Origin of the sequence: Streptomyces sp. NPDC002619, from assembly GCF_042889305.1 — a bacterium.
Classification (GTDB): Bacteria; Actinomycetota; Actinomycetes; order Streptomycetales; family Streptomycetaceae; genus Streptomyces.
In genome coordinates this window covers 725838-747168 of record NZ_JBIAQV010000001.1, presented here as the reverse complement: position 1 = coordinate 747168, position 21331 = coordinate 725838, and the positions used below count along the sequence as shown (strand labels likewise).

General features: G+C 70.5%; 23 protein-coding genes. 10 read left to right on the top strand and 13 right to left on the bottom strand.

The window, feature by feature from the left end; genetic code table 11:
* Positions 1-171: 171 nt before the first annotated feature.
* Positions 172-324: a hypothetical protein gene (locus ACFYXB_RS03670; protein ID WP_351343926.1), complete on the top strand. Its 153-nt coding sequence runs from the start codon at positions 172-174 to the stop codon at positions 322-324.
* Between the two features lie 151 nt (positions 325-475).
* Here ACFYXB_RS03670 and ACFYXB_RS03665 read toward each other — a convergent pair whose 3' ends face one another.
* The 3 genes from ACFYXB_RS03665 to ACFYXB_RS03655 all read right to left on the bottom strand — a co-directional run bounded on the left by ACFYXB_RS03665 (position 476) and on the right by ACFYXB_RS03655 (position 2916).
* A complete protein-coding gene (locus ACFYXB_RS03665) occupies positions 476-1081 on the bottom strand; it encodes a MarC family protein (RefSeq protein ID WP_389577277.1) in 606 nt (201 codons plus the stop codon).
* A gap of 53 nt (positions 1082-1134) precedes the next feature.
* Entirely contained in the window at positions 1135-1992 is an 858-nt protein-coding gene (locus tag ACFYXB_RS03660) for a PHP domain-containing protein (protein ID WP_389577275.1), read from the bottom strand.
* Positions 1993-2274: 282 nt separating this feature from the next.
* On the bottom strand, positions 2275-2916 hold the full coding sequence (locus tag ACFYXB_RS03655) for a DUF6758 family protein (RefSeq protein WP_351343935.1): 642 nt from the start codon (positions 2914-2916) through the stop codon (positions 2275-2277).
* A 173-nt stretch (positions 2917-3089) separates the two neighbouring features.
* Between ACFYXB_RS03655 and ACFYXB_RS03650 the strand changes: the two genes are divergently transcribed.
* On the top strand, positions 3090-4313 hold the full coding sequence (locus ACFYXB_RS03650; protein ID WP_389577273.1) for an MFS transporter: 1224 nt from the start codon (positions 3090-3092) through the stop codon (positions 4311-4313).
* Between the two features lie 41 nt (positions 4314-4354).
* Here ACFYXB_RS03650 and ACFYXB_RS03645 read toward each other — a convergent pair whose 3' ends face one another.
* Positions 4355-4939, bottom strand: coding sequence for a suppressor of fused domain protein (locus ACFYXB_RS03645; protein ID WP_351343941.1), 585 nt, complete (start codon positions 4937-4939; stop codon positions 4355-4357).
* A 506-nt stretch (positions 4940-5445) separates the two neighbouring features.
* On the opposite strand from ACFYXB_RS03645, the gene ACFYXB_RS03640 reads away from it, so the two are divergent.
* Together ACFYXB_RS03640 and ACFYXB_RS03635 are read left to right on the top strand one after the other, a co-directional pair.
* A complete protein-coding gene (locus ACFYXB_RS03640; RefSeq protein ID WP_351343944.1) occupies positions 5446-6579 on the top strand; it encodes a magnesium and cobalt transport protein CorA in 1134 nt (377 codons plus the stop codon).
* Between the two features lie 41 nt (positions 6580-6620).
* A complete protein-coding gene (locus tag ACFYXB_RS03635) occupies positions 6621-7136 on the top strand; it encodes a hypothetical protein (RefSeq protein ID WP_351343947.1) in 516 nt (171 codons plus the stop codon).
* Positions 7137-7165: 29 nt separating this feature from the next.
* On the opposite strand, the gene ACFYXB_RS03630 is transcribed toward ACFYXB_RS03635, so the two are convergent.
* A complete protein-coding gene (locus ACFYXB_RS03630; RefSeq protein ID WP_351343950.1) occupies positions 7166-7921 on the bottom strand; it encodes a hypothetical protein in 756 nt (251 codons plus the stop codon).
* Between the two features lie 232 nt (positions 7922-8153).
* On the opposite strand from ACFYXB_RS03630, the gene ACFYXB_RS03625 reads away from it, so the two are divergent.
* From ACFYXB_RS03625 to ACFYXB_RS03615, 3 genes are read left to right on the top strand one after another with little or no spacing between them, the layout of a single operon-like run.
* On the top strand, positions 8154-9437 hold the full coding sequence (locus ACFYXB_RS03625; protein WP_389577270.1) for a magnesium transporter MgtE N-terminal domain-containing protein: 1284 nt from the start codon (positions 8154-8156) through the stop codon (positions 9435-9437).
* Positions 9427-10032: a DUF1003 domain-containing protein gene (locus ACFYXB_RS03620; RefSeq protein ID WP_389577268.1), complete on the top strand. Its 606-nt coding sequence runs from the start codon at positions 9427-9429 to the stop codon at positions 10030-10032. Before ACFYXB_RS03625 ends, ACFYXB_RS03620 begins: the two co-directional genes overlap by 11 nt.
* 44 nt (positions 10033-10076) lie before the next feature.
* Positions 10077-11210: an Mrp/NBP35 family ATP-binding protein gene (locus ACFYXB_RS03615; RefSeq protein ID WP_389577266.1), complete on the top strand. Its 1134-nt coding sequence runs from the start codon at positions 10077-10079 to the stop codon at positions 11208-11210.
* A gap of 51 nt (positions 11211-11261) precedes the next feature.
* Here the strand turns inward: ACFYXB_RS03615 and ACFYXB_RS03610 are convergent, their stop codons facing one another.
* The 5 genes from ACFYXB_RS03610 to sigE all read right to left on the bottom strand — a co-directional run bounded on the left by ACFYXB_RS03610 (position 11262) and on the right by sigE (position 16395).
* A complete protein-coding gene (locus ACFYXB_RS03610; RefSeq protein ID WP_388497558.1) occupies positions 11262-11936 on the bottom strand; it encodes a hypothetical protein in 675 nt (224 codons plus the stop codon).
* Positions 11937-12197: 261 nt separating this feature from the next.
* Positions 12198-12632 carry a sec-independent translocase gene (locus ACFYXB_RS03605; RefSeq protein ID WP_389577264.1) on the bottom strand — a complete coding sequence of 145 codons (435 nt, stop codon included), beginning with the start codon at positions 12630-12632 and terminating at the stop codon, positions 12198-12200.
* A gap of 155 nt (positions 12633-12787) precedes the next feature.
* Positions 12788-14581: a trypsin-like peptidase domain-containing protein gene (locus ACFYXB_RS03600; protein WP_389577262.1), complete on the bottom strand. Its 1794-nt coding sequence runs from the start codon at positions 14579-14581 to the stop codon at positions 12788-12790.
* A gap of 135 nt (positions 14582-14716) precedes the next feature.
* The gene (locus ACFYXB_RS03595; RefSeq protein WP_389577260.1) at positions 14717-15694 is read right to left on the bottom strand and encodes a zf-HC2 domain-containing protein; all 978 of its coding nucleotides are present in this window, start codon (positions 15692-15694) and stop codon (positions 14717-14719) included.
* The gene (gene sigE / locus ACFYXB_RS03590) at positions 15691-16395 is read right to left on the bottom strand and encodes an RNA polymerase sigma factor SigE (protein WP_351344470.1); all 705 of its coding nucleotides are present in this window, start codon (positions 16393-16395) and stop codon (positions 15691-15693) included. The genes ACFYXB_RS03595 and sigE overlap by 4 nt, the downstream gene beginning before the upstream one ends.
* 235 nt (positions 16396-16630) lie before the next feature.
* On the opposite strand from sigE, the gene ACFYXB_RS03585 reads away from it, so the two are divergent.
* On the top strand, positions 16631-17329 hold the full coding sequence (locus ACFYXB_RS03585; RefSeq protein ID WP_389577452.1) for an O-methyltransferase: 699 nt from the start codon (positions 16631-16633) through the stop codon (positions 17327-17329).
* 104 nt (positions 17330-17433) lie between these two features.
* Here the strand turns inward: ACFYXB_RS03585 and ACFYXB_RS03580 are convergent, their stop codons facing one another.
* The gene (locus tag ACFYXB_RS03580; RefSeq protein WP_018544333.1) at positions 17434-17601 is read right to left on the bottom strand and encodes a DUF3117 domain-containing protein; all 168 of its coding nucleotides are present in this window, start codon (positions 17599-17601) and stop codon (positions 17434-17436) included.
* A 374-nt stretch (positions 17602-17975) separates the two neighbouring features.
* Here ACFYXB_RS03580 and ACFYXB_RS03575 point away from each other — a divergent pair, with 374 nt between their 5' ends.
* Entirely contained in the window at positions 17976-18779 is an 804-nt protein-coding gene (locus tag ACFYXB_RS03575; RefSeq protein WP_389577258.1) for an enoyl-CoA hydratase-related protein, read from the top strand.
* 190 nt (positions 18780-18969) lie between these two features.
* On the opposite strand, the gene ACFYXB_RS03570 is transcribed toward ACFYXB_RS03575, so the two are convergent.
* Together ACFYXB_RS03570 and ACFYXB_RS03565 are read right to left on the bottom strand one after the other, a co-directional pair.
* Positions 18970-19566, bottom strand: a complete 597-nt coding sequence (locus ACFYXB_RS03570) for a DNA-3-methyladenine glycosylase I (RefSeq protein ID WP_389577256.1) — start codon at positions 19564-19566, stop codon at positions 18970-18972.
* Positions 19563-19973 carry a DivIVA domain-containing protein gene (locus ACFYXB_RS03565; protein WP_389577254.1) on the bottom strand — a complete coding sequence of 137 codons (411 nt, stop codon included), beginning with the start codon at positions 19971-19973 and terminating at the stop codon, positions 19563-19565. The genes ACFYXB_RS03570 and ACFYXB_RS03565 overlap by 4 nt, the downstream gene beginning before the upstream one ends.
* A 135-nt stretch (positions 19974-20108) precedes the next feature.
* Here ACFYXB_RS03565 and folP point away from each other — a divergent pair, with 135 nt between their 5' ends.
* Positions 20109-20969 carry a dihydropteroate synthase gene (gene folP, locus ACFYXB_RS03560; protein WP_389577253.1) on the top strand — a complete coding sequence of 287 codons (861 nt, stop codon included), beginning with the start codon at positions 20109-20111 and terminating at the stop codon, positions 20967-20969.
* Positions 20970-21331: the final 362 nt, after the last annotated feature.

Genomic DNA, 21331 nt, shown 5'->3' with positions numbered 1-21331 from the left:
CGACTCCATTGTCCTGGTGGTCACGCTGCGAACACAACCGGTCCCGGTCAGTCTTCCGATGACCTCTAACCGGTCGGTAATTAGACGTGCGAAAAATTTCCTTAGCGTAGGGAATGTTTGTAACACGCAGCTCGTTGACTAAGTCAGAACCACGAGACGAAGGGAGAAGCCATGCGCTTCGAAATCATGCGACTCGACGAGGTCGACGGCACGACCGTGGACAGCACCGTCGTGGACGCCGCCTCCGTCAACCGGATCGTTCAGCAGGCCGCCGCCATCGGGCAGCGGCTCTGGATCCGTCCGGCCGAGAACACCGCCTCGTAACAGACGCGACATCGACGACAGAGACCGACGACAGACGACAAAGACCACGGACACGACTGACGCAGAACGCGGATCACCGCAGAAGCTTCGGAGCCCCCGTACGGCAGCGACGCCGTGCGGGGGCTCTGTCCGTTCCGGACCCGGCGGGGCCTCAGGCGCCCCTGATCACCTGGGTGATCCCGTTGATGATCTGCTGCACGGCGATCGCGGAGAGCATCATGCCCGCGAGCCTCGTCACCAGGACCACGCCGCCGTCCTTGATGACCCGGATGATCAGTAGCGAATAGCGCATCACCAGCCACAGCACGACGTGGATCGCGAGGATCGCGGACCACACCGACACCTGGGTGGCGACAGTGTCGGCCTTCTGCACGGCCAGGATGACCGACACGATGGCGCCGGGACCGGCCAGCAGCGGCATGCCCAGCGGGACGAGGGCGACGTTGACGTCCTTGGTCTGCTTCGGCTCGTCGGTCTTGCCGGTGAGCAGGTCGAGCGCGATCAGCAGGAGCAGCAGTCCGCCCGCGATCATCAGCGCGGGGACCGAGACGTGCAGGTAGCTCAGGATCTGGTGGCCGAGCAGCCCGAACACGGTTATCACCCCGCCGGCCACGCAGACGGCCTGGAATGCCATCCGCTTCTGCACCTTGGCCGGGCGTCCGGCGGTCAGCGCGAGGAAGATCGGGGTGATCCCAGGGGGATCCATGATGACGAAAAGGGTCAGGAACAGGGAGCCGAAGACGGCGACGTCGAACATGGGTGATGAGGCCTTGGGGAGCGAGGGTGAAGGTGGGCGGGCGGGGGTGAGCCTCAGGCTCCGCCGCTTCCCGGCACCGGGAACGCCCCTGTGGCCCGCCGCGTGATCTCCCCGTACACCTCGGGGTCCGTCGTGTACTCGCCCAGCGACACCGTCTTACGGCTGCCGTGGTAGTCCGAGGACCCCGTGACCAGCAATCCCAGCTCGGCGGCGAGTCCGCGCAGCCGGACCCGGGTGTCGGCGTCGTGGTCGGTGTGGTCGACCTCGATGCCGTCGAGGCCGGCCGCGGCCATCTCGGCGATCGCTGACTCGGGCACCGTACGGCCCCGCTTCGCGGCGGCCGGGTGCGCGAAGACGCTGACGCCGCCGGCGGCTTTGACCAGCCGGATCGCCTCGAAGGGGTCGGTCTCGTGCTTGTCCACGTGAGCCCGGCCGCCGTCGGCCAGCCAGTCCTTGGTGAACGCGTCGTCCACCGTCGGCACAACCCCGAGCTCGACAAGCGCGGTGGCGACGTGCGGGCGCCCGACGGAGCCGCCGGCGGCGATCCGCTCGACCTGCTCCCAGGTCGCGGGCACGCCCAGCTCGTTCAGCTTGGCGATCATGCCCTTGGCCCGCGGCACCCGGTCGTCCCGGACCAGCTCGCGCTCGGCGAGCAGGGCGGACTCCTCGGGGTCGAAGAGGTAGGCCAGCATGTGCATGGAGATGCCGTCGATACGACAGGACAGCTCGGCGCCGGTGACGAGCGTGAGCCCCTCGGGCACCGCAGCGACGGCCTCGGCGTACCCGCGGGTGGTGTCGTGATCGGTCAGCGCGACGACGTCCAGCCCGGCCGCGGCAGCGTGACGCACCAGCTCGGCCGGGGTGTCCGTACCGTCGGAGGCAGTGGAGTGGCAGTGCAGATCGATGCGCACGAGGCGAACTCCAGGCCAGGACGGAACGGTAGGGACACCCAAGGATAGCGGCCGCACAAGGGTTCCCTGTCACACCCAAAGCCACCAGGCACCCCCTACAGGCACGAAGCGCCTGCCAGGGGCACGGAAGCGCCCCTTAGGGGCGCGGGGCTGTATCGATATGCGGCTCCGCCGCGCGGGCGCGACCAGCCCCCACAAACCAGCAGCCGAATGAAGACGCCGCACCAACCGGGCCGACTCACCCCACCCGCACCCCTCAAGTCCCCCAAACTCGACAAACACCTATGGCTTGAGCAAGCGCGGCGACAACGCCCCGCAGGGCACCAGATCCACCTCCGCCCCCGCGTCCCGCAGATCCGTCAGCACCAGCTCGTCGTACATGAGCAGTCCCGTCTGCTCGGGCCACACCACCGCCCACAGCCACAGCCCGAGCGCCTCGCCGGCGAAGACGGCGCGATCGTCGGGGGCACCGGTCACGTGCCAGAGCGGGGTGGGGCGGCCGGCGGCGAGGACCTTGGCCTGGGGCGGCTTCTCCACGTTCATGTACGGCCCCGGATCCGGACCGTCGATGCCCGCATAGCGCGCGCCCAGGCCGACGCCGAGCTCCTCGGCGACCAGAATCAGCTCACCCATCCCGCCGAGCGGGCCGGGGCCCGAGCAGGCCACGGCGGTCGCGCGGCCCCCGCTGCGGTCGTCGCCCGCGCAGACCACCCCGGTGAACAGCCAGCCGACCGGCAGCGGCCATGGCATCCACACCGGTACCTGCGTGCGATGCACCACGACACTGAGGGCCTCGACGCTGGGCGGGATCACGGGCTGCAGCGGATGCACCGTCCCGTGCACATCGCACTGCCAGGAATCGGCGAAGAGTCCGGGAGCCCTGACCCGGCCACCACACTTCGGGCAACTGGGTTCGCCCCTCATAGGGCTCCACGGTCCTACCCGCGCTCCGCCACGTCAAGGACGATCACCCGTCCGGGCGGTATCACCTGACCAGGAACACTAGATGTATCTTGCACTAATTAGCTACCCTAACTTACTGTGTGCATATACCAACCATCCCCTCGCGGGGATCCCCGTCCGGATTGGAGCACCACATGGACCCCTTCGACGCGGGCGCCGGCGGCATCCTGCGGCAGCCCAAGGCCGTCTGGGCGACGGCCGGCGCTTCCGTCGTCGGCTTCATGGGCCTCGGCCTGGTCGATCCGATCCTGCCGTCCATCGCCCACGGCCTTGACGCCACCCCCAGCCAGGTCTCCCTGCTGTTCACCTCGTACTTCCTGATCACCGCCGTGGCGATGCTGTTCACCGGCTTCGTCTCCAGCCGGATCGGCGGCCGCAAGACCCTGCTGCTCGGTCTCGCGTTCGTCGTGGTCTTCGCGGCCCTCGCCGGCACGTCGGGCACGGTCGGTGAGCTCGTCGGCTTCCGTGCGGGCTGGGGTCTGGGCAACGCGCTGTTCGTGTCCACCGCCCTCGCGGTCATCGTCGGCGCGGCATCGGGCGGAAGCGCTGCCGCGATCCTGCTGTACGAGTCCGCCCTGGGCCTCGGCCTGGCTTGCGGCCCCCTGCTGGGCGCGCTGCTCGGCAACACCAGCTGGCGCTACCCGTTCTTCGGCACGGCCGTCCTCATGGTGATCGGCTTCCTGTGCATCGCGGTGTTCCTGAAGGAACAGCCGAAGCCGGCGCGCAAGACCTCGATCCTCGACCCCGTCAAGGCACTCGGGCACGGCGGTCTGGCCTCGGCGGCGGCCTCGGCGTTCTTCTACAACTACACGTTCTTCACCGTGCTGGCCTTCACCCCGTTCGTACTGAACATGACCCCGTACCGCTCGGGCGCCGTGTTCTTCGCCTGGGGTGTGCTGCTCGCCGTCTTCTCGGTGATCGTGGCCCCGCGGCTGCAGAAGCGCTTCGGCTCGCTGCAGGTGCTCGTCGGCTCGCTGGTGCTGCTGGCCGTCGACGTATTCGTCCTCGGCTCCGGCAGCCACACCGCGGCCGTCGTGTGCACGATCCTGTCCGGCGCGTTCATCGGCGTGAACAACACGGTCTACACCGAGCTGGCCCTGGGCGTCTCGGACGCGCCGCGCCCCGTGGCGAGCGCGGGCTACAACTTCGTGCGCTGGTTCGCGGCCGCGGCTGCGCCGTACTTCGCGCCGAAGATCGAGGAGTGGACCAACGTGCACATCCCGTTCGTGGTGGCGGCGGTCACCGCACTGCTGGGTGCCGTCGTGGTCCTCGTACGGCGAGGCGCCCTCACCCACGAGGCCGAGGAACTGGAGCCGAGGCACGCCACCGAGGACAGCGTCACGGTGTTCGCCAACTGACCCGTCACTGAGCGGCGTTGGTGAGATCGGTCACTCTCCGCTCAGTCGAGCGGGACGGACGTACGGGCAGGATCCCGCAGGTCCGTCCCGTTCGTGAGCCAGCGCTCCTGGAGTGCCTGCGCGCCGTGCACACGCTTCCAGGCGGCCTCGTTCGGCGTCATCGGGAGCAGCGGCAGGAACCGTACGGGATCCATCGGATCGTCGAGCTCCAGGTCCTCGACCAGCCCGCCCGGCTCGGCGACCAGGACCGAGGTGAAGGGCGCTCCGGGCCACAGCGGCTCACCCACGTCCAGGGATGCGCCGGGGGCCACGACGACACCCTCCACCTGCGGGGACGCGCCGAGCACGGCCAGCGGGCGGAGGACCTTGTCGGTGTCGGCGCGACCGGCCCGGACGGAGAGGACCAGTTCGACGCGAGGGCCCTTGACGGGGTCGGCGAGCACCGCCGTGGGATCCGTCATGGGGTGCGCGGACATGCCGAGCGTGGCGTAACGAACGATGTCCCCCTCCTGGAAACGGAGCACCTCGATGCGGTCCGTACCGAGGAAGGTGACCGCGGCGCGCGCGTCCGGCCGGCCCAGCGCGGTGCTCAACCGAGCCTCGACAAGAGGAAGAACATCAACCATGCGGTGAGCATAGAACTCGTCAGTAGCGGGCAAAGGAGGGCCTTGACACTTAGGGCGGCTGCTACTCTGGGCCGGTGGTTCGGGACGGCACGCTGGGGGTACCCCCAGGCCCTTAAGGCACTGGGGAGTTGCGATCGGGTCCCGACGCCGATGAACTTCCCCCTCGGGGAATGGAACGTCCCTTACGAGGGACCGGCTGGAGGAGGTGGGGCTGCGATGGATCGAAGTCGACCCGGCAGTACCACCCGCTCTTCCGGCCGCTGATGTAGCTGCTCCGGCTCTGGCCGACTGCCGCCTCTCACCTTTCTGTCTTCGCACGGAAGAGCACTTCGTTTCGTTTTGCCTGATCTGAATCAGTGACGAAGCGCGCCACCGCGACGGTGCGGTGCTCCCCGCTTTGTGGACGTGCCAAACATCCGCAGTCGGAGACGTCCTCATTCCGGGTAGTTCCACCCGTCACCGCGGCCCTTCCGCGCTTCGCTGCCCGCTGCGAAGGAGCCTGTGCCATGTCGATGATCCGCGACCTGCGTGCCGTGGTCCGTCCCTCCCGTCCGTCGCTGCGCAAGGGCGTTCTGCGCATGGACACCGGGGCGTACGACACCACCCGCGACCCCTCGAGCCCCTCGGCCGTCGTCGACTGCGCCGTCTACCGCGACGGCGCCCGCGTCCAGAGCGCGAAGCCGCTGACGCCGCAGGAGGCGATGCGGCTGGTCCGCCGCGACGGGGGGTTCGTCTGGATCGGTCTGCACGAGCCGACCGAAGCCGAATTCGCCGGTATCGCGAGCGAGTTCGGGCTGCACCCGCTGGCCGTCGAGGACGCGGTGCAGGCGCACCAGCGGCCCAAGCTGGAGCGGTACGACGACTCCCTGTTCACCGTGTTCAAGACCATCCACTATGTCGAGCACGACCAACTCACCGCCACCAGCGAGGTCGTGGAGACCGGCGAGGTCATGTGCTTCACCGGACGGGACTTCTTCATCACCGTCCGGCACGGCGGGCAGGGCTCGCTGCGGGCGCTGCGGCACCGCCTCCAGGACGACCCCGAGCTGCTCGCCAAGGGTCCCTCGGCCGTGCTGCACGCCATCGCCGACCATGTCGTCGACGGCTACCTCGCGGTCGCGGACGCGGTGCAGGACGACATCGACGAGGTGGAGACCGAGGTCTTCTCGCCGGGCCGCAAGGGCGGGGTGTCGCGTGGTGTGGACTCGGCGCGGATCTACCAGCTCAAGCGTGAGGTACTGGAGTTCAAGCGCGCGGTGTCGCCGGTGCTGCGGCCCATGCAGCTGCTGAGCGAGCGGCCCATGAGGCTGATCGACCCGGAGATCCAGAAGTACTTCCGGGACGTCGCCGATCATGTCGCCCGCGTTCACGAGCAGGTCATCGGCTTCGACGAACTGCTCAACTCCATCCTCCAGGCCAACCTGGCGCAGGCGTCCGTCGCGCAGAACGAGGACATGCGCAAGATCACGGCCTGGGCGGCGATCATCGCCGTACCGACGATGGTGTGCGGGGTGTACGGCATGAACTTCCAGTACATGCCCGAGCTGCACTGGAAGTACGGCTACCCGGCGATCATGGGAGTCACCGTCGCGCTCTGTCTCGGCATCCACCGCACACTGAAGCGCAACGGGTGGCTGTGAGCGGCGGCCCGGGCGGCTCCGCTGCTGGATAGGCTGGGCGCATGACAAGTGAGCTGCTCGACCGGGCCCTCGTCGAGGAGGCCACGAAGAAGTCCGGCCTCGTCTGGGTCAAGGGCGCCGGCGCTCCGGCGGCGCGCGCGCTGTGGCACGTGTGGCACGAGGGTGCGGTGTGCCTGGTCGGCGACGGGCCCGGGGAGCAGGCGTTGCCCGGGCTGACCGACGGCGGCTCGGCCGAGGTGACGGTGCGCAGCAAGGACAAGGGCGGGCGGCTGGTCGGCTGGACGGCGACGGTGTCCGAACTGGCGCCGGGGTCTCCCGAGTGGGAGGCGGCGGTGGCGGAACTGAAGGGCAAACGGCTCAACGCCCCCGACGGCGAGGCGATGACGCGGCGCTGGCTCGACGAGTGCCGGGTACTCCGGCTGGTGCCGACGGGGGCGACGGCCCCGCTGCCGGACGCCAGCCTGGCGGCACCGCCACTGCCGACTCCGGCGACGACGCGGATGCCGATCCCGGCGGGGTTGCCGAAACTCCTGGCGAAGCGGCGTAGGCGTAAGTAGGCGGGACCCGGCGAGAGTCGGTACGCCGCCTACGACGTCGGCAACTGCTGCCCGTAGTCCACCGTCTCCGACTTCGGGGGCTGGGTCACCGTGAAGCTCTTTCCCCAGTCCGAGAAGCTGAGCGTCCCCGCGTTGCCGGCTCGTTCCAGGCGGAGGGGATACGGCTTGCCCTCCAGGGAGACGTCCAGTGTGCCGCCTGAGCCCTTGTCGCCGGTGATGCGGATGGTGCGGGTGCCCGACTGGGAGTGGTGACCGTCCGTCGCCAGCGTGCCGTGCAGGGTCAGCAGGCCGGAGAGGAGGACGTCCTTGTCCGTGAAGCCGCTGAACTTCTTGTACGCCGGGTCGCCCTGCGGCACCTTCACGTACTTGCCGCCCAGCTTGTCCGCCGCCGCCGTGTCCGGGTGCTTGGAGTTGTCTTCCGTGTGGTTCCAGAAGCCCGCGTCGGCCTTCAGATAGAGCTGCTCGCCGATCCGCAGCAGCCGGAACGTCGCCCCGTTCGAGGTGACCGACCCCGTCCCGCCGTCGTCCTTGAGCTGCATGTCCAGCGTGTACGTACGCCCGCTGGTGACCACGGTCCCCGACAGCCGCACCGTCCCGGCCGACTCCGCCGCCGTACGCGACATCGACTGGATCTTCTCGGGGGGCAGCTTGCCCACCCCGTTGGTGCCCGCGTCCGGGTCCTGTTCACTGCATCCCGTCAGGGCCGCCGACCCCGTCACGACCAGTGCGCACGTCGCGGTCAGCAGCGCGGCGCGGCGGATTCGGCCCCGGGGAATCGCAGTCACAGGTGCAGCTGCCTTTCTGACGGATCCTGATCGGCGTACGGCAGCGTACCGGGGCCGTGGGCACAGAGCGGAGCCAGTCCGTCCGGACCGCTCACCAGGGCGTACCCGATCGGTACGGGCTAGCCTGAAGCCCACTGAGCGGGCAATTCGGAATTCCGGTCGTTCCGATTCGGAAAAGGAACGCGATCAGCAGCACTCGGTACGCGAAGGACCACGCAAAGGAAGCACAGCCATGGCATCCGGCGCTCCCCGGATCTTCGTCTCGCACCTCGCCGGGGTCCCCGTCTTCGATCCGAACGGCGACCAGGTGGGCCGGGTGCGGGATCTCGTCGTGATGCTACGCGTCGGGCGCCGACCCCCGCGACTGCTCGGCCTGGTCGTCGAACTGTCCACCCGGCGCCGCATCTTCCTGCCCATGACCCGGGTGACCGGAGTCGAGTCCGGCGAGGTCATCACCACCGGGGTGCTCAACGTCCGCCGGTTCGAGCAGCGGCCGACCGAGCGGCTCGTCTTCGGGGAGCTGCTGGACCTGCGGGTCAAGCTCGTCGAGACCGGCGAGGAGGTCACGGTCCTCGACCTGGCGGTGCAGCAGCTGCCGGCCCGCCGGGACTGGGAGGTCGGCCGGGTCTTCGTCCGGAAGGGGAGGAAGGGCGGCGCGTTCCGGCGCGCCAAGGGCGAGACGCTGACCGTCGAGTGGTCGGCGGTGACCGGGTTCTCCCTGGAGGAGCAGGGGCAGGGCGCCGAGAACCTGCTCGCCACCTTCGAGCAGCTGCGCCCCGCCGACCTCGCCAACGTGCTGCACCACCTCTCCGCCAAACGCCGCGCAGAGGTCGCCGCCGCCCTCGACGACGAACGCCTCGCAGACGTACTGGAGGAGCTGCCCGAGGACGACCAGATCGAGATCCTCGGCAAGCTGAAGGAGGAGCGCGCGGCGGACATCCTGGAGGCCATGGACCCGGACGACGCGGCCGACCTGCTCGCCGAACTCCCCGAGGCGGACAAGGAGCGGTTGCTGAGCCTGATGGAGCCCGAGGACGCGGCCGACATGCGCCGCCTGATGTCGTACGAGGAGCACACGGCCGGCGGGCTCATGACCACCGAGCCGATCGTGCTGCGCCCGGACGCGACCATCGCCGACGCCCTCGCCCGCGTCCGCAACCCCGACCTGTCCCCCGCCCTCGCCGCCCAGGTCTACGTCTGCCGCCCGCCCGACGAGACGCCGACCGGCAAGTACCTCGGCACGGTGCACTTCCAGCGCCTCCTGCGCGATCCGCCGTACACGCTGGTCAGTTCGCTCGTCGACGACGACCTGCAGACGCTCGCGCCCGGCGCCGCGCTGCCCGTCGTCGCCGGGTTCTTCGCCACGTACGACATGGTCGCCGCGCCGGTCGTCGACGAGTCGGGGTCGCTGCTCGGCGTGGTCACCGTGGACGACGTACTGGACCACATGCTGCCCGAGGACTGGCGGGAGACGGAGTTCCACCTGGCCGAGGAGGCGACCGCGGATGGCGCCTGAGCGCGAGGGCATCGTCGCCCGTGAGCGTGTCCCGGTGGGCGCCACGGCTGCCACCCGGCTGCGGGCGCGGCTGGACCAGCCGCGCGCGCCCCGGCGCCGGCTGCTGCCCGAGTGGGACCCGGAGGCCTTCGGGCGGCTGTCGGAGAAGATCGCGCGCTTCCTGGGCACCGGACGCTTCATCGTCTGGATGACGGTCGTCATCATCCTGTGGGTGCTGTGGAACGTCGCGGCGCCGGTGTACCTGCGCTTCGACCAGTACCCCTTCATCTTCCTGACCCTGATGCTGTCGCTCCAGGCCTCCTACGCGGCCCCGCTGATCCTGCTCGCGCAGAACAGGCAGGCCGACCGCGACCGGGTCAACCTCGAACAGGACCGCAAGCAGAACGAGCGGTCCATCGCCGACACCGAGTACCTGACCCGGGAGGTCGCCGCGCTGCGCACCGGGCTCGGCGAGGTGGCGACCCGGGACTGGATGCGCTCCGAACTCCAGGACCTGTTCAAAGATCTGGAGGACCGGCGGCACCACGACGGACATCTCGTATTCCCGGCAGAACGGGCGGAGCGGTCGCAGGGGCGTGACGTAGAAGACCGGTGACAGGGCTTTCCGCGGCCCGGGCTGCGCGCCGTACCATCGTCCTTATGGCTACGGAAGACGCGGTGCGCGAGGCACTGGCGACGGTGAACGACCCCGAGATCAACCGACCCATCACCGAACTCGGGATGGTCAAATCGGTGGAGATCGGCGCGGACGGAGCGGTCGCGGTCACCGTGTACCTGACGGTCTCCGGCTGCCCGATGCGCGAGACCATCACACAGCGCGTGACCGACGCGGTCTCCCGCGTCGACGGCGTCCCACGGGTCGACGTCACACTCGACGTGATGAGCGACGAACAGCGCAAGGAGCTGGCGAACGCCCTGCGCGGCGGCCAGGCCGAGCGCGAGGTCCCCTTCGCCAAGCCCGGCAGCCTGACCCGGGTGTATGCGGTCGCCTCCGGCAAGGGCGGCGTCGGCAAGTCCTCGGTGACGGTGAACCTGGCGGCGGCGATGGCGGCCGACGGTCTGAAGGTCGGTGTCGTCGACGCCGACATCTACGGCCACAGCGTGCCGCGCATGCTGGGCGCCGACGGGCGTCCCACCCAGGTCGAGAACATGATCATGCCGCCGTCGGCGAACGGCGTGAAGGTCATCTCCATCGGCATGTTCACGCCGGGCAACGCCCCGGTCGTCTGGCGCGGTCCTATGCTCCACCGGGCGCTGCAGCAGTTCCTGGCGGACGTGTACTGGGGCGACCTGGACGTCCTGCTCCTCGATCTCCCGCCGGGCACGGGCGACATCGCCATCTCGGTGGCCCAGCTGGTGCCGAACGCCGAGATCCTGGTCGTGACGACGCCTCAGCAGGCGGCGGCCGAGGTCGCCGAGCGCGCGGGCTCCATCGCCGTGCAGACCCACCAGAAGATCGTCGGCGTCGTCGAGAACATGTCCGGCCTGCCCTGTCCGCACTGCGGCGAGATGGTCGACGTCTTCGGCACGGGCGGCGGCCAGACGGTCGCCGACGGCCTCACCCGTACCACGGGCACCACGGTCCCGGTCCTCGGCAGCATCCCGATCGACGTCCGCCTCCGCGAGGGCGGCGACGAGGGCAAGCCGGTCGTCCTGACGGACCCGGACTCCCCGGCGGGCGCGGCCCTGCGCGGCATCGCGGGCAAGCTGGGCGGCCGGCAGCGGGGCCTTTCGGGCTTGTCGCTGGGGATCACCCCGAGGAACAAGTTCTGAGCGGGTCGGAGTACGACGAAGGGGCGCCGAAATCCAGCGGCGCCCCTCATGTCATGCGTACGCGGCAACGTCCTTGATCATCGCGAACCCGAGCCCATAAGCGCTCATGCCCCTCCCGTACGCCCCGACATGCACGCCCTCCCCGGTGGAACCGGCCAGCACCCACCCGAACTCCGACTCCCGGTAGTGGAAGGGCGTGGGAACGCCGTCCACCGGCAGGGAGAGCGTCGACCACTCGGGGCCGGACAGGTCGTCGGCCAAGGCCCACGCCGTCTCCGTCTGCTGCTCCAGCCAGTTGTCGCGCAGGCTGTGGTCCATCTGCCCGGGCCAGGTGAAGGACAGCAGCCCCACCCCGGCCAGCCAGGCCGCCGAGGAGACGGAGGTGGCCTCCAGGAGGCCCGTGCCGTCCGCGCTGCGCCGTACGGGATTCGCCGCGACGGTCACCACGACGGCGAACTTCTCCCGGGAATCGTTCGCGGCGGCCGCCACCACATGCTCGTTGCGTACGGAGGGTTCGTCGCCGTGGCCGATCGAACCGTGCTCGACGGCGCCGTCCGCCGCCGTACCGACCTGCATCAGCCAGCGCGGCCCCGTGAAGGCCTCGTCGAGGCCGTACCAAGGGAAGGGCGCCAGCAGGTAGCCGTCGACCGTACGCCGGGCGGAGGGGAACTGCCGTCCGCCCTCCGCGCCCGGCGCCTGCGCGACTGCCCGACTTGTCGTCTCCATGTGCCCGGACGCCTCCTCGCTCTCGTCGGATCGGGCGGCCCGCCCCCCTTCGGGCGTACTCGTCCGGTCCGCACAACAACTTGGCAGCATAACCACAGACCTTCGGGGAGCCGGGAATCCGCCTGGTACGTGTGCCCGTACGAACGGCCCGTTCCGGCAGCACGCGACGCGTACGCCGTATGAAACGCGTCACGTCCCGGCGCGAGAGCGCGCCGGGACGTGCAGTTCAGGGACGTACGGGGGCCCGAGGGGGTACCAGAATCAGGTCGCGTCGGCGTCGAACGGCGGACGCTCGTCCGTTCCGGGGTCCTCGGGCTTCTTGGTCATGTCGATACGGCCACCCGAGGCGGAGGACGACGACGAGGCCTCGTTGTCGCGGCTGTGGACCGCGTCGGTGACCTCGGCCATCTCCTTCTTCAGGTCGAAGCCGTTGCGGATCTCCTTCAGCCCCAGTTCGTCGTTGTCCAGCTGCTTGCGCATGAACGTCTTGGGGTTGAGGTCCTCGAACTCGAAGTCCTTGAACTCCGGGCCCAGTTCCTGGCGGATGTCGTTCTTGGCACTCTCCGAGAACTCACGGATCTTACGGATCGTGCGCATCACGTCCTGGATGACCTTCGGGAGCTTGTCCGGACCGAAGACGAGCACGGCGAGCACGACGATCGTCACCAGCTCGAGCGGTCCTATGTCATTGAACACCTGAAGCTCCTTGCGATGTCCTCGGTCCTCGGCCCTCGGCGATGTCTGGTGCGGGTGTTTCCGTGGTCCGGGCCGGGTCCACGGTACCCGGCGTTCCGGTCCGACCGGTACTGTCCCGAGGTGAGGTTTCCGTCAGTTCCGGTCAATAGTTCCCATCAGTTCCGGTTCGACGAGCCGAGCACGAGTGAGATCCGCTTCTCGTGGCCGTCGCGTTTCACGGTCAGGTCCAGACGGTCGCCGGGGCGGTGGGCGCGGGTCCTGACGATCAGCTCCTCGCCCGAGTGGACGCGCCGGCCGTCGACCTCGGTGATGACGTCGCCGGGTTCGAGACCGGCCCGGGCGCCGGGACCGCCCTTGGTGACAGCGGGTCCGCCGTCGCCGCCCTCGGTACCGATGCGGGCGCCGTCGCCGGTGTAGCTCATGTCGAGAGTGAGCCCGATCACCGGGTGGGTCGCCTTCCCCTCGTTGATCAGTTCCTCGGCGACGCGCTTGGCCTGGTTCACGGGTATCGCGAAGCCGAGCCCGACGGATCCGGCCTGGCCGCTCTCGCCGTCGGAGCCGTCGGACCCGTCGTCGGCGGAGCGGATGGCGGAGTTGATGCCGATGACACGAGCCTTGGCGTCGAGCAGCGGGCCGCCGGAGTTGCCGGGGTTGATCGGGGCGTCGGTCTGCAACGCGTCCACGTACGACACGTCGCTCCCGTCCCCGCTCTCGCCGCCGGCGGTGATGGGCCGTTCCTTGGCGCTGATGATGCCGGAGGTGACGGTGTTGGCGAGGTCGAAGGGGGCGCCGATGGCCACGACGGGGTCGCCCACCTGGACGTTGTCGGAGTTGCCGAGGGGCAGGGGGCTGAGCCCGTGCACGCCGCGGACCCGGACGACGGCGAGGTCGTAACCGCTGTCCCGGCCGACCACCTCGGCCTTGGCGGTGTCGCCGCTGCTGAACGTCACGGTGATGTCGCCGCCCGGTCCCGCGGGCTCGACGACGTGGTTGTTGGTGAGGATGTGGCCGCGGGCGTCGAGGACGAATCCGGTGCCGGTGCCCTCCTCGCTGCTGCCGGTCACATGCAGCGTGACGACGCCGGGCAGGGCACGGGCGGCGATCCCCGCCACGCTGTCGGCGGGCCGGTCGGCGGGCTCCTTCCCGGCCTGTGGCAGCTGTACGTCCCGCACACCGCCGTTCCGCTCGAGATAGGCCCCCAGGACCCCGCCGGCGGTCCCGGACACCAGCGCGACCACCAGGGCCCCTCCAAGGACCACCTTCCAGGCACGCCGTCGCCGCTGCTTCACGGTGAGAACGGCGGCACCGTTCTGCTGAAGCGGGGTGGCGGGGGCGGCCCAGGGGTCGTAGCGGCGCCATGGGTCGGGGGTGGGTGTGGGGATGGCTGAGGTGGGTGGCGCGGCCCGGGGCGGTGTCGGAACCGGGTCCGGCGCCGGCGCCGGCGCCGGCGCCGGGATCGTCGTGCCGTGTGCCGGAGTGGCCGCCGGGTGCTGGACCGGTGGGGCGGGGGCCCAGGGGCCTGGCTCGCCGTACGGCGGGGTGCTGTACGGGTCGGGGTCGTGCAGAGGCTTGGGGCTGTCCGCCGACGGTACGACGGGGACGGGCGCGTCGGTCACGGGCTCGGCCGCGGGTTCCGCCAGTTCGAAGTCGCCCTCGTACCCGACGTCGGCACCACCCCGCGTCGGCAGGGGCCGAGCCAACTCGAAGTCCCCGTCCCCCTCTGCCGTCTCCACACCACCACCGCGCACCGCCACGGGCCGAGCCAACTCGAAGTCACCCTGACCACCATCGGCCCCCGCGTCCACGGACGAACCCGTCGAGCCCGGAGCGCGCTCCTCGGACTGCCCGTCAGGCACCTCGCCCGACACAAGCCCGGCGTCGATTCGAGGCCGACTCCACCACCTGCCCTTGGACGGTTTGGCGGACTGCGTCGGGTTGCCCTCGTTCATGCTCTCCCCACGGCCGGCCGCGGCCCGGCGCGTCAGCGGTGGCCACGGTTCGTCTCCTCCGCGCCCCGGATCTCCGTCACGGGCACGGCCCTCACCGGATTCAATCAGGTTCGCGGGCGGCCGCGCAGAGACCGGTCAGGGAGCCGGGCGGGAGGAGAGCGAGGTCGCGGACGACGGGGAGGGCACGGAGGCCGAGTCGGGGACGGGTGCGGCGAGCAGACCGGGACCGGGGGCCTGGGGAGCCGTGGTCCAGGCGGTCAGGGCGATCGGCGGGACCGTACTGAGCGGACGTATCAGCGGCGACATGGCTGCCGCACCGGCCATCACCGGCGTGGTCAGCGTATGCATGATGTCTCCGCCCTGTCCGCTTGCCGGGGCGGGCACCCCGGGCAGCAGCGGCGCGGAGACCGAGGTCGGCGCCGCCGGTGTCGCGCCGAGCGGCGAGCCCTGCGCCAGCAGCGGCCCGACCGAGCGGCGGCGCTGTGTCTCGGGCGCCGTCGGCCCGCCCGCCGTACGCGCCGGGGTCACATTGCTGCCCGTGCCGGAGCCGCCCCGGGCGTCCGCGGCGGAGTCACCGGGGATGCCCGTCGTCACGCCGCCCAGGGCGACCGCGGCCAGCGACACCGCCCCGGCGGCGACGAACGCGAACCGCATTCCGCGCGAGGCGGCCCGGTCGGCGTCGGGACGGCCGACGGGGTGGATGCGGAAGCCACGGTCCGCGGACGCGGGCGACCCGTGCGGGGGGGCAGGCACGTACCCGAACTCGAACCGGTCCTCCCGGCTCACGTCGAAGACGCCGTCGGTGCCCCCGCCGAGGAAGCCTCCGCCACCCAGTGGGGAGTCACCGCTGTCGGGGTCACCTCCCCCGGGGAGCCCCTGGAGACGGGCCAGGAAGCTCTCGGAGGGAGGCGGGGGCGCCGCCTCCGCGAAGACGTTCTTCAGCCGGCGCTGGGCGTCGGCCTCGGCCTTGCACCTGGCACAGGTCACCAGGTGGGCCAGGACGCGGTCGCGCGCCTCATGACCGAGCTCTCCATCCACCAGGGCGGAGAGCCGGTCTCCCAGGTGCTGCTCTGCGAGGGGTACCCCTGCAGGTTTCGGCCGTGATCCACTCACGCGGTCGCGCCCCCTCCTCCCAGAGCGGGAACACGGGCCACGAAGGAGCGGCGCTCGGCCTCCCGGGCCTGCGGGGACCGGTGGGCGAGGGCCTTGCGGAGCTGGGAGCGGCCGCGGTGGATACGGGAGCGGACCGTGCCGAGCTTCACGCCGAGCGTCGCGGCGATCTCCTCGTACGACAGTCCTTCGATGTCGCACAGGACGACCGCTGCGCGGAACTCGGGCGCGAGGGTGTCGAGGGCCTGCTGGACGTCCGCGTCGAAGTGCGCGTCGTTGAACGCCTGCTGGGGCGTGGGCTCGCGGCTGGGCAGTCGCTCGGCCGCGTCCTCGCCCAGCGCGTCGAAGCGGATGCGCTGCTTGCGCCGGACCATGTCCAGGAAGAGGTTGGTGGTGATGCGGTGCAGCCAGCCCTCGAAGGTGCCGGGCGTGTACGTCGACAGGGAGCGGAAGACCCGGACGAAGACCTCCTGGGTGAGGTCCTCGGCGTCGTGCTGGTTGCCCGTGAGGCGGTACGCCAGGCGGTAGACGCGACCGCTGTGCATGCTGACGATCTCCTCCCACGTGGGCGGAGTCCACGCCTGCCCGTCCGCGTCGGTGGCAAAGGTCGCGGTCTGGGCCTCGCCCGCGGCGAGGCTGTGGTCAGCAGCGGTGTCGTTCACGGATCTCGGCCTGCCTGCCGACCCGAGAAAGCGCCGCAGCACTCCTCCCCGATCCACAGGTGCAGCCGCACCTCCCCTGTCGGCTCTGGTGGTGTCCAGTGGAGCCCCTACCATAGCCACCTCGCCCGTTAGCTCCGGATAAGCGGTTTTACGAGAATTTGATCTGGGCTGGCACGGCTCATGCGGCTGCGTCAGCACTTGCTCGGCGTCCCCGTCCATCTCTTACCCCCCGTCACGTCCCCCCACCACCGGCTCATCCCTTTTAACGCCCGGTCCCATCTGCGGGTTCCCGGGGGCAACGGATACAGTCACGCCCAGGCAACCACGGGGACAGGAGAGGGTCATTACCGGCAACCGGCAGACGAGCTGGGCGTTCGCCGACGCCTTTGTCGCCGAGGACGACGCGCTGCGCTGGGCCCGTGACCGGGCCCGGGAGGCAGGGCTGCGCTCGGTGTCGCCCAGCACGGGCGCCGCACTGCGGTTGCTGGCCGCCTCGGTGGACGCGAAGGCGGTGGCAGAGATCGGCACCGGCTGTGGCATCTCCGGGATGCATCTGCTGGCCGGCATGCGGCCGGACGGGGTACTGACCACCGTGGACCCCGAACCGGAGCACCAGCAGTTCGCGCGGCAGGCCTTCCGCGCCTGCGGATTCGCCAGCAACCGGGCCCGTTTCATCCCGGGCCGCGCCCTGGACGTACTGCCGCGGCTCGCGGACGCGGGCTACGACCTCGTCTTCTGCGACGGCGACCGGCTGGAGTACCTCGACTACCTAGCTGAATCGTTGCGCCTGCTACGGCCCGGCGGCCTGGTGGTCTTCGAGGGCGTCTTCGCCAACGGCCGTACCGTCGACTCGGGCCCCCAGCCCACCGAAGTGCTGCGGCTGCGGGAGCTGCTGCGCACGATGCGCGAGAACCAGGAGCTGATGCCGTCACTGCTGCCGGTGGGCGACGGGCTGCTCTGCGCGGTCAAGCGCTGACCCGTTGCCGCAGCCGCTTTCCCGTACGTACGCCTGCGAAAACGTCTGCCCCGGCACCGCGTGCGGTACCGGGGGCAGACGAAAGGATATGGGTCGCTTGCGCGTCAGACGACGACCTTCTTGAGGGCGTCGCCGAGCGCTTCGGCCTCGTCAGGGGTCAGCTCGACGACGAGCCGACCGCCGCCTTCGAGCGGAACGCGCATGACGATGCCCCGCCCCTCCTTGGTCACCTCGAGCGGGCCATCGCCCGTCCGCGGCTTCATGGCCGCCATGCTCGTTCCCCTTCCTGAAACCAGCTCATCGTCAAAGCCGACGGCCCTGGAGGGCACGCGCGGACCGACATGGGACACGCGTCACCGGCATCGAACACATTGCTTCCAAGCCATTATCCCGCATCTCAGGACCCGATGACCAACATCAGTCGGCATCGCTTGGGCAACGCGCGCGAGCAAAACCACTCAATTCGGCGATGTGACTGCGATACTGCGCCGCCGCACGGACGTCTCCCGACCTGATCCGGACGAAAATTCTTTGACGCAGGTCACACGTCAGGTCCGGCGCTTGGACGGAGATCTCCGCCATGCTGTGCGTCAGACAACGGCGTACCGAGCGGTACGCCGGAGCCGCGACACTGAGGGGATGCGCCATGGCCGACACCGTGCTCTACGAGGTGAGCGACGGGCTCGCGACGATCACGCTGAACCGCCCCGAGGCGATGAACGCGCTGAACGTCGCGACCAAGGTCGCCCTGCGTGACGCGGTACGAACCGCCGCCGAGGACGACGCCGTACGGGCCGTGCTGCTGACCGCGGCCGGGGACCGGGCGTTCTGCGTGGGCCAGGACCTCAAGGAGCACATCGGGCTGCTCGCGGCCGACCGGGAGACCGGGTCCGGGCAGACGATGAGCACGGTGCGGGAGCACTACAACCCGATCGTGCGGGCCATCGCCGGGGCGGCCAAGCCGGTCGTCGCCGCCGTGAACGGGGTCGCCGCCGGGGCCGGCTTCGGCTTCGCGCTCGCGGCGGACTACCGGGTGGTGGCGGACACGGCGTCCTTCAACACCTCCTTCGCAGGAGTCGCGCTGACCGCCGACTCCGGGATCTCGTGGACGCTCCCGCGTGTCGTCGGGCCGGCGCGCGCGGCCGACCTGCTGCTCTTCCCGCGCAGCATCAGCGCGCAGGACGCCTATGAGCTGGGCATCGCGGGCCGGGTCGTACCCGCCGCCGAGCTGCACGCCGAGGCCGAGAAGGTCGCGCGGAAGCTCGCCGAGGGACCGACGGTGGCGTACGCCGCGATCAAGGAGGCGGTGGCCTACGGGCTGACGCACACCCTGGACGAGACGCTCGACAAGGAGGAGGAGCTCCAGTCGCGGGCGGGTCGGTCCGAGGACCACGCGATCGCGGTGCAGGCGTTCGTGAACAAGGAGAGGCCGAAGTATCTGGGCCGCTAGGGCCTGTCCGGCGGATCAGGTCGCAGAGAAGCGACGGTGCCAAATCAGCCCAGGTGAGCGGGGCCTGGTGCGTGCAGCTGCAAGGCGGAGGAGGGCGTCGACGCGGAGCGTCGGCAACCGACGACAACGCCGCAGATGTGCGTGCCAGGCCCCGCGCCTGTGGCATGATCCGCCGGACAGGCCCTAGGCGTCAGGGTGCGGGCGGGGTGTACCGGCTGACGCAGGCCACCAGGTGGTCGTCGACCAGCCCGCACGCCTGCATCAGCGCGTACGCCGTCGTCGGGCCCACGAAGCGCAGGCCCCGCTTCTTGAGGGCCTTCGACAGGGCCGTCGACTCCGGGGTGACCGCGGGGACGTCGGAGACGGTCTCGGGGGCCGGGCGGGCCGCCGGGTCCGGGGCGTGGGACCAGATCAGGTCGTCCAGCTCGCCGGCGTCCCAGTCGGCGAGCACGCGGGCGTTGGCGAGCGTCGCGTCGATCTTCGCGCGGTTGCGGATGATGCCGGCGTCGGCGAGGAGGCGTTCGCGGTCGTCGTCGGTGAAGGCCGCGACCTTCTCGATCCGGAAGTCAGCGAAGGCCGTACGGAAGCCCGGGCGGCGGCGCAGGATCGTGATCCACGACAGGCCCGACTGGAACGCCTCCAGGCTGAGCCGCTCGAAGAGGGCGTCATCGCCATGGACCGGGCGGCCCCACTCCTCGTCGTGGTACGCCACGTAGTCCTCGGTGGACAGCGCCCACGGGCAGCGCAGCGCGCCGTCCGGCCCGGCGATCGCGGCGCCGTCGCTCACTGGTGGTCCTCCGGATGCGCGGGCTTGTCGAAGCGGGGGCGCGTCGGCGTGTCGTAGCGGGGCTGGGCGGGTGTGTCGTACCGCGGGTGCGCGGTGTGCGCGGCGGCCCGGGCTCCGGCCAGAGCGGATTCCAGGTCGGCGATACGGGCGTCCCGCTCGGCGAGTTCCGCTCCGAGGCGGCCGAGGGCGTCGTCCACGTCCGCCATGCGGTAGCCGCGGGCGGCGAGCGGGAAGCGGAGGCTCTCCACGTCCGCCTGGCCGACCGGCCGGTCCAGGGGCAGTTGGTCCCGCAGCCGCTCCGGCGCCGCCTCCGGGAGGGGCGCGCTCTCGCCGCCGCCCACCACGGCGAGAGTCACCGCGGCGACCACGACGGCCAGCGCGACGACCAGGAACAAGAACATAACCATCGCTGGGTCCCCACGCTCGAGGTACTAGTCGGTACTCGTTGTCGAATGTGTCTGGGTCCGATCGTGCCATGCGACGCTGACAGTTAGGGTCGCAGGCGGTCGAAAGCCGGGACGTACGAGGAGAGGTCACAGCGGATGCTCAGGCTGGGCAGGCGGGAATTCGGGCCGCACGAGCAGGTGATCATGGCGATCGTGAACCGGACCCCGGACTCCTTCTACGACCAGGGCGCCACGTTCCGCGACGAGCCGGCCCTCGCGCGCGTGGAACAGGCGGTGGCCGAGGGGGCCGCGATCATCGACATCGGCGGGGTCAAGGCCGGACCGGGGGAAGATGTCTCCGCGGCGGAGGAGGTACGGCGGACGGTGGGGTTCGTCGCCGAGGTGCGGCGGCGGTTTCCCGACGTGGTCATCAGCGTCGACACCTGGCGGGCCGAGGTCGGGGAGGCCGTGTGCGAGGCGGGGGCGGATCTGCTGAACGACGCGTGGGGTGGGGTGGACCCCGGACTGGCGGAGGTCGCGGCGCGGTACGGGGTGGGTCTGGTGTGCACACACGCCGGTGGGGCTCAGCCGCGGACACGGCCGCATCGGGTGTCGTACGACGATGTCATGGCCGACATTCTTCGGGTGACCGTGGGACTGGCCGAGCGGGCGGTCGCGCTCGGGGTGCCCCGGGAGTCGGTGCTGATCGATCCCGGGCACGACTTCGGCAAGAACACGCGGCACAGCCTGGAGGCGACGCGACGGCTGGACGAGATGGTGGCCACGGGTTGGCCGGTGCTGGTGTCCTTGTCCAACAAGGACTTCGTCGGTGAGACGTTGGACCGCCCGGTCAAGGAGCGGGTGGTCGGAACGCTGGCGACGACGGCGGTGTCGGCGTGGCTGGGGGCGCGGGTGTACCGGGTGCACGAGGTTGCGGAGACGCGACAGGTACTGGACATGGTGGCGTCGATCGCGGGATGGCGAGCACCGGCGGTAGGACGCCGGGGCTTGGCCTAGGCCCCCTCCTGCCCACCCGACTCGGTGGGCTGCAAAGTTCCCGCACCCCGGGGCTCCGCCCCGGCCCCCGGCGGGGACTCCGCCCCCTGCACCCCTCTCGCCCGCCCACCCGACTCGATGGGCTGCAAAGGTCCCCAGGCCCGAAACTCCACCCCGCACCCCGCTGGGGACTCCGTCCCCTACACCCCTCTCGCCCGCCCACCCGACTCGATGGGCTGCAAAGGTCCCCAGGCCTGGGGCTCCGCCCCCGACCCCGGCGGGGACTCGGTCCCCTGCACCCCTCGCGGGGCTCCGCCCTGCGCCTCAGCAAGCTCCGCGGTCCGCGCCTCGGTGTGCAGCGCCCCGCAGCCTTGTCGGGCCTC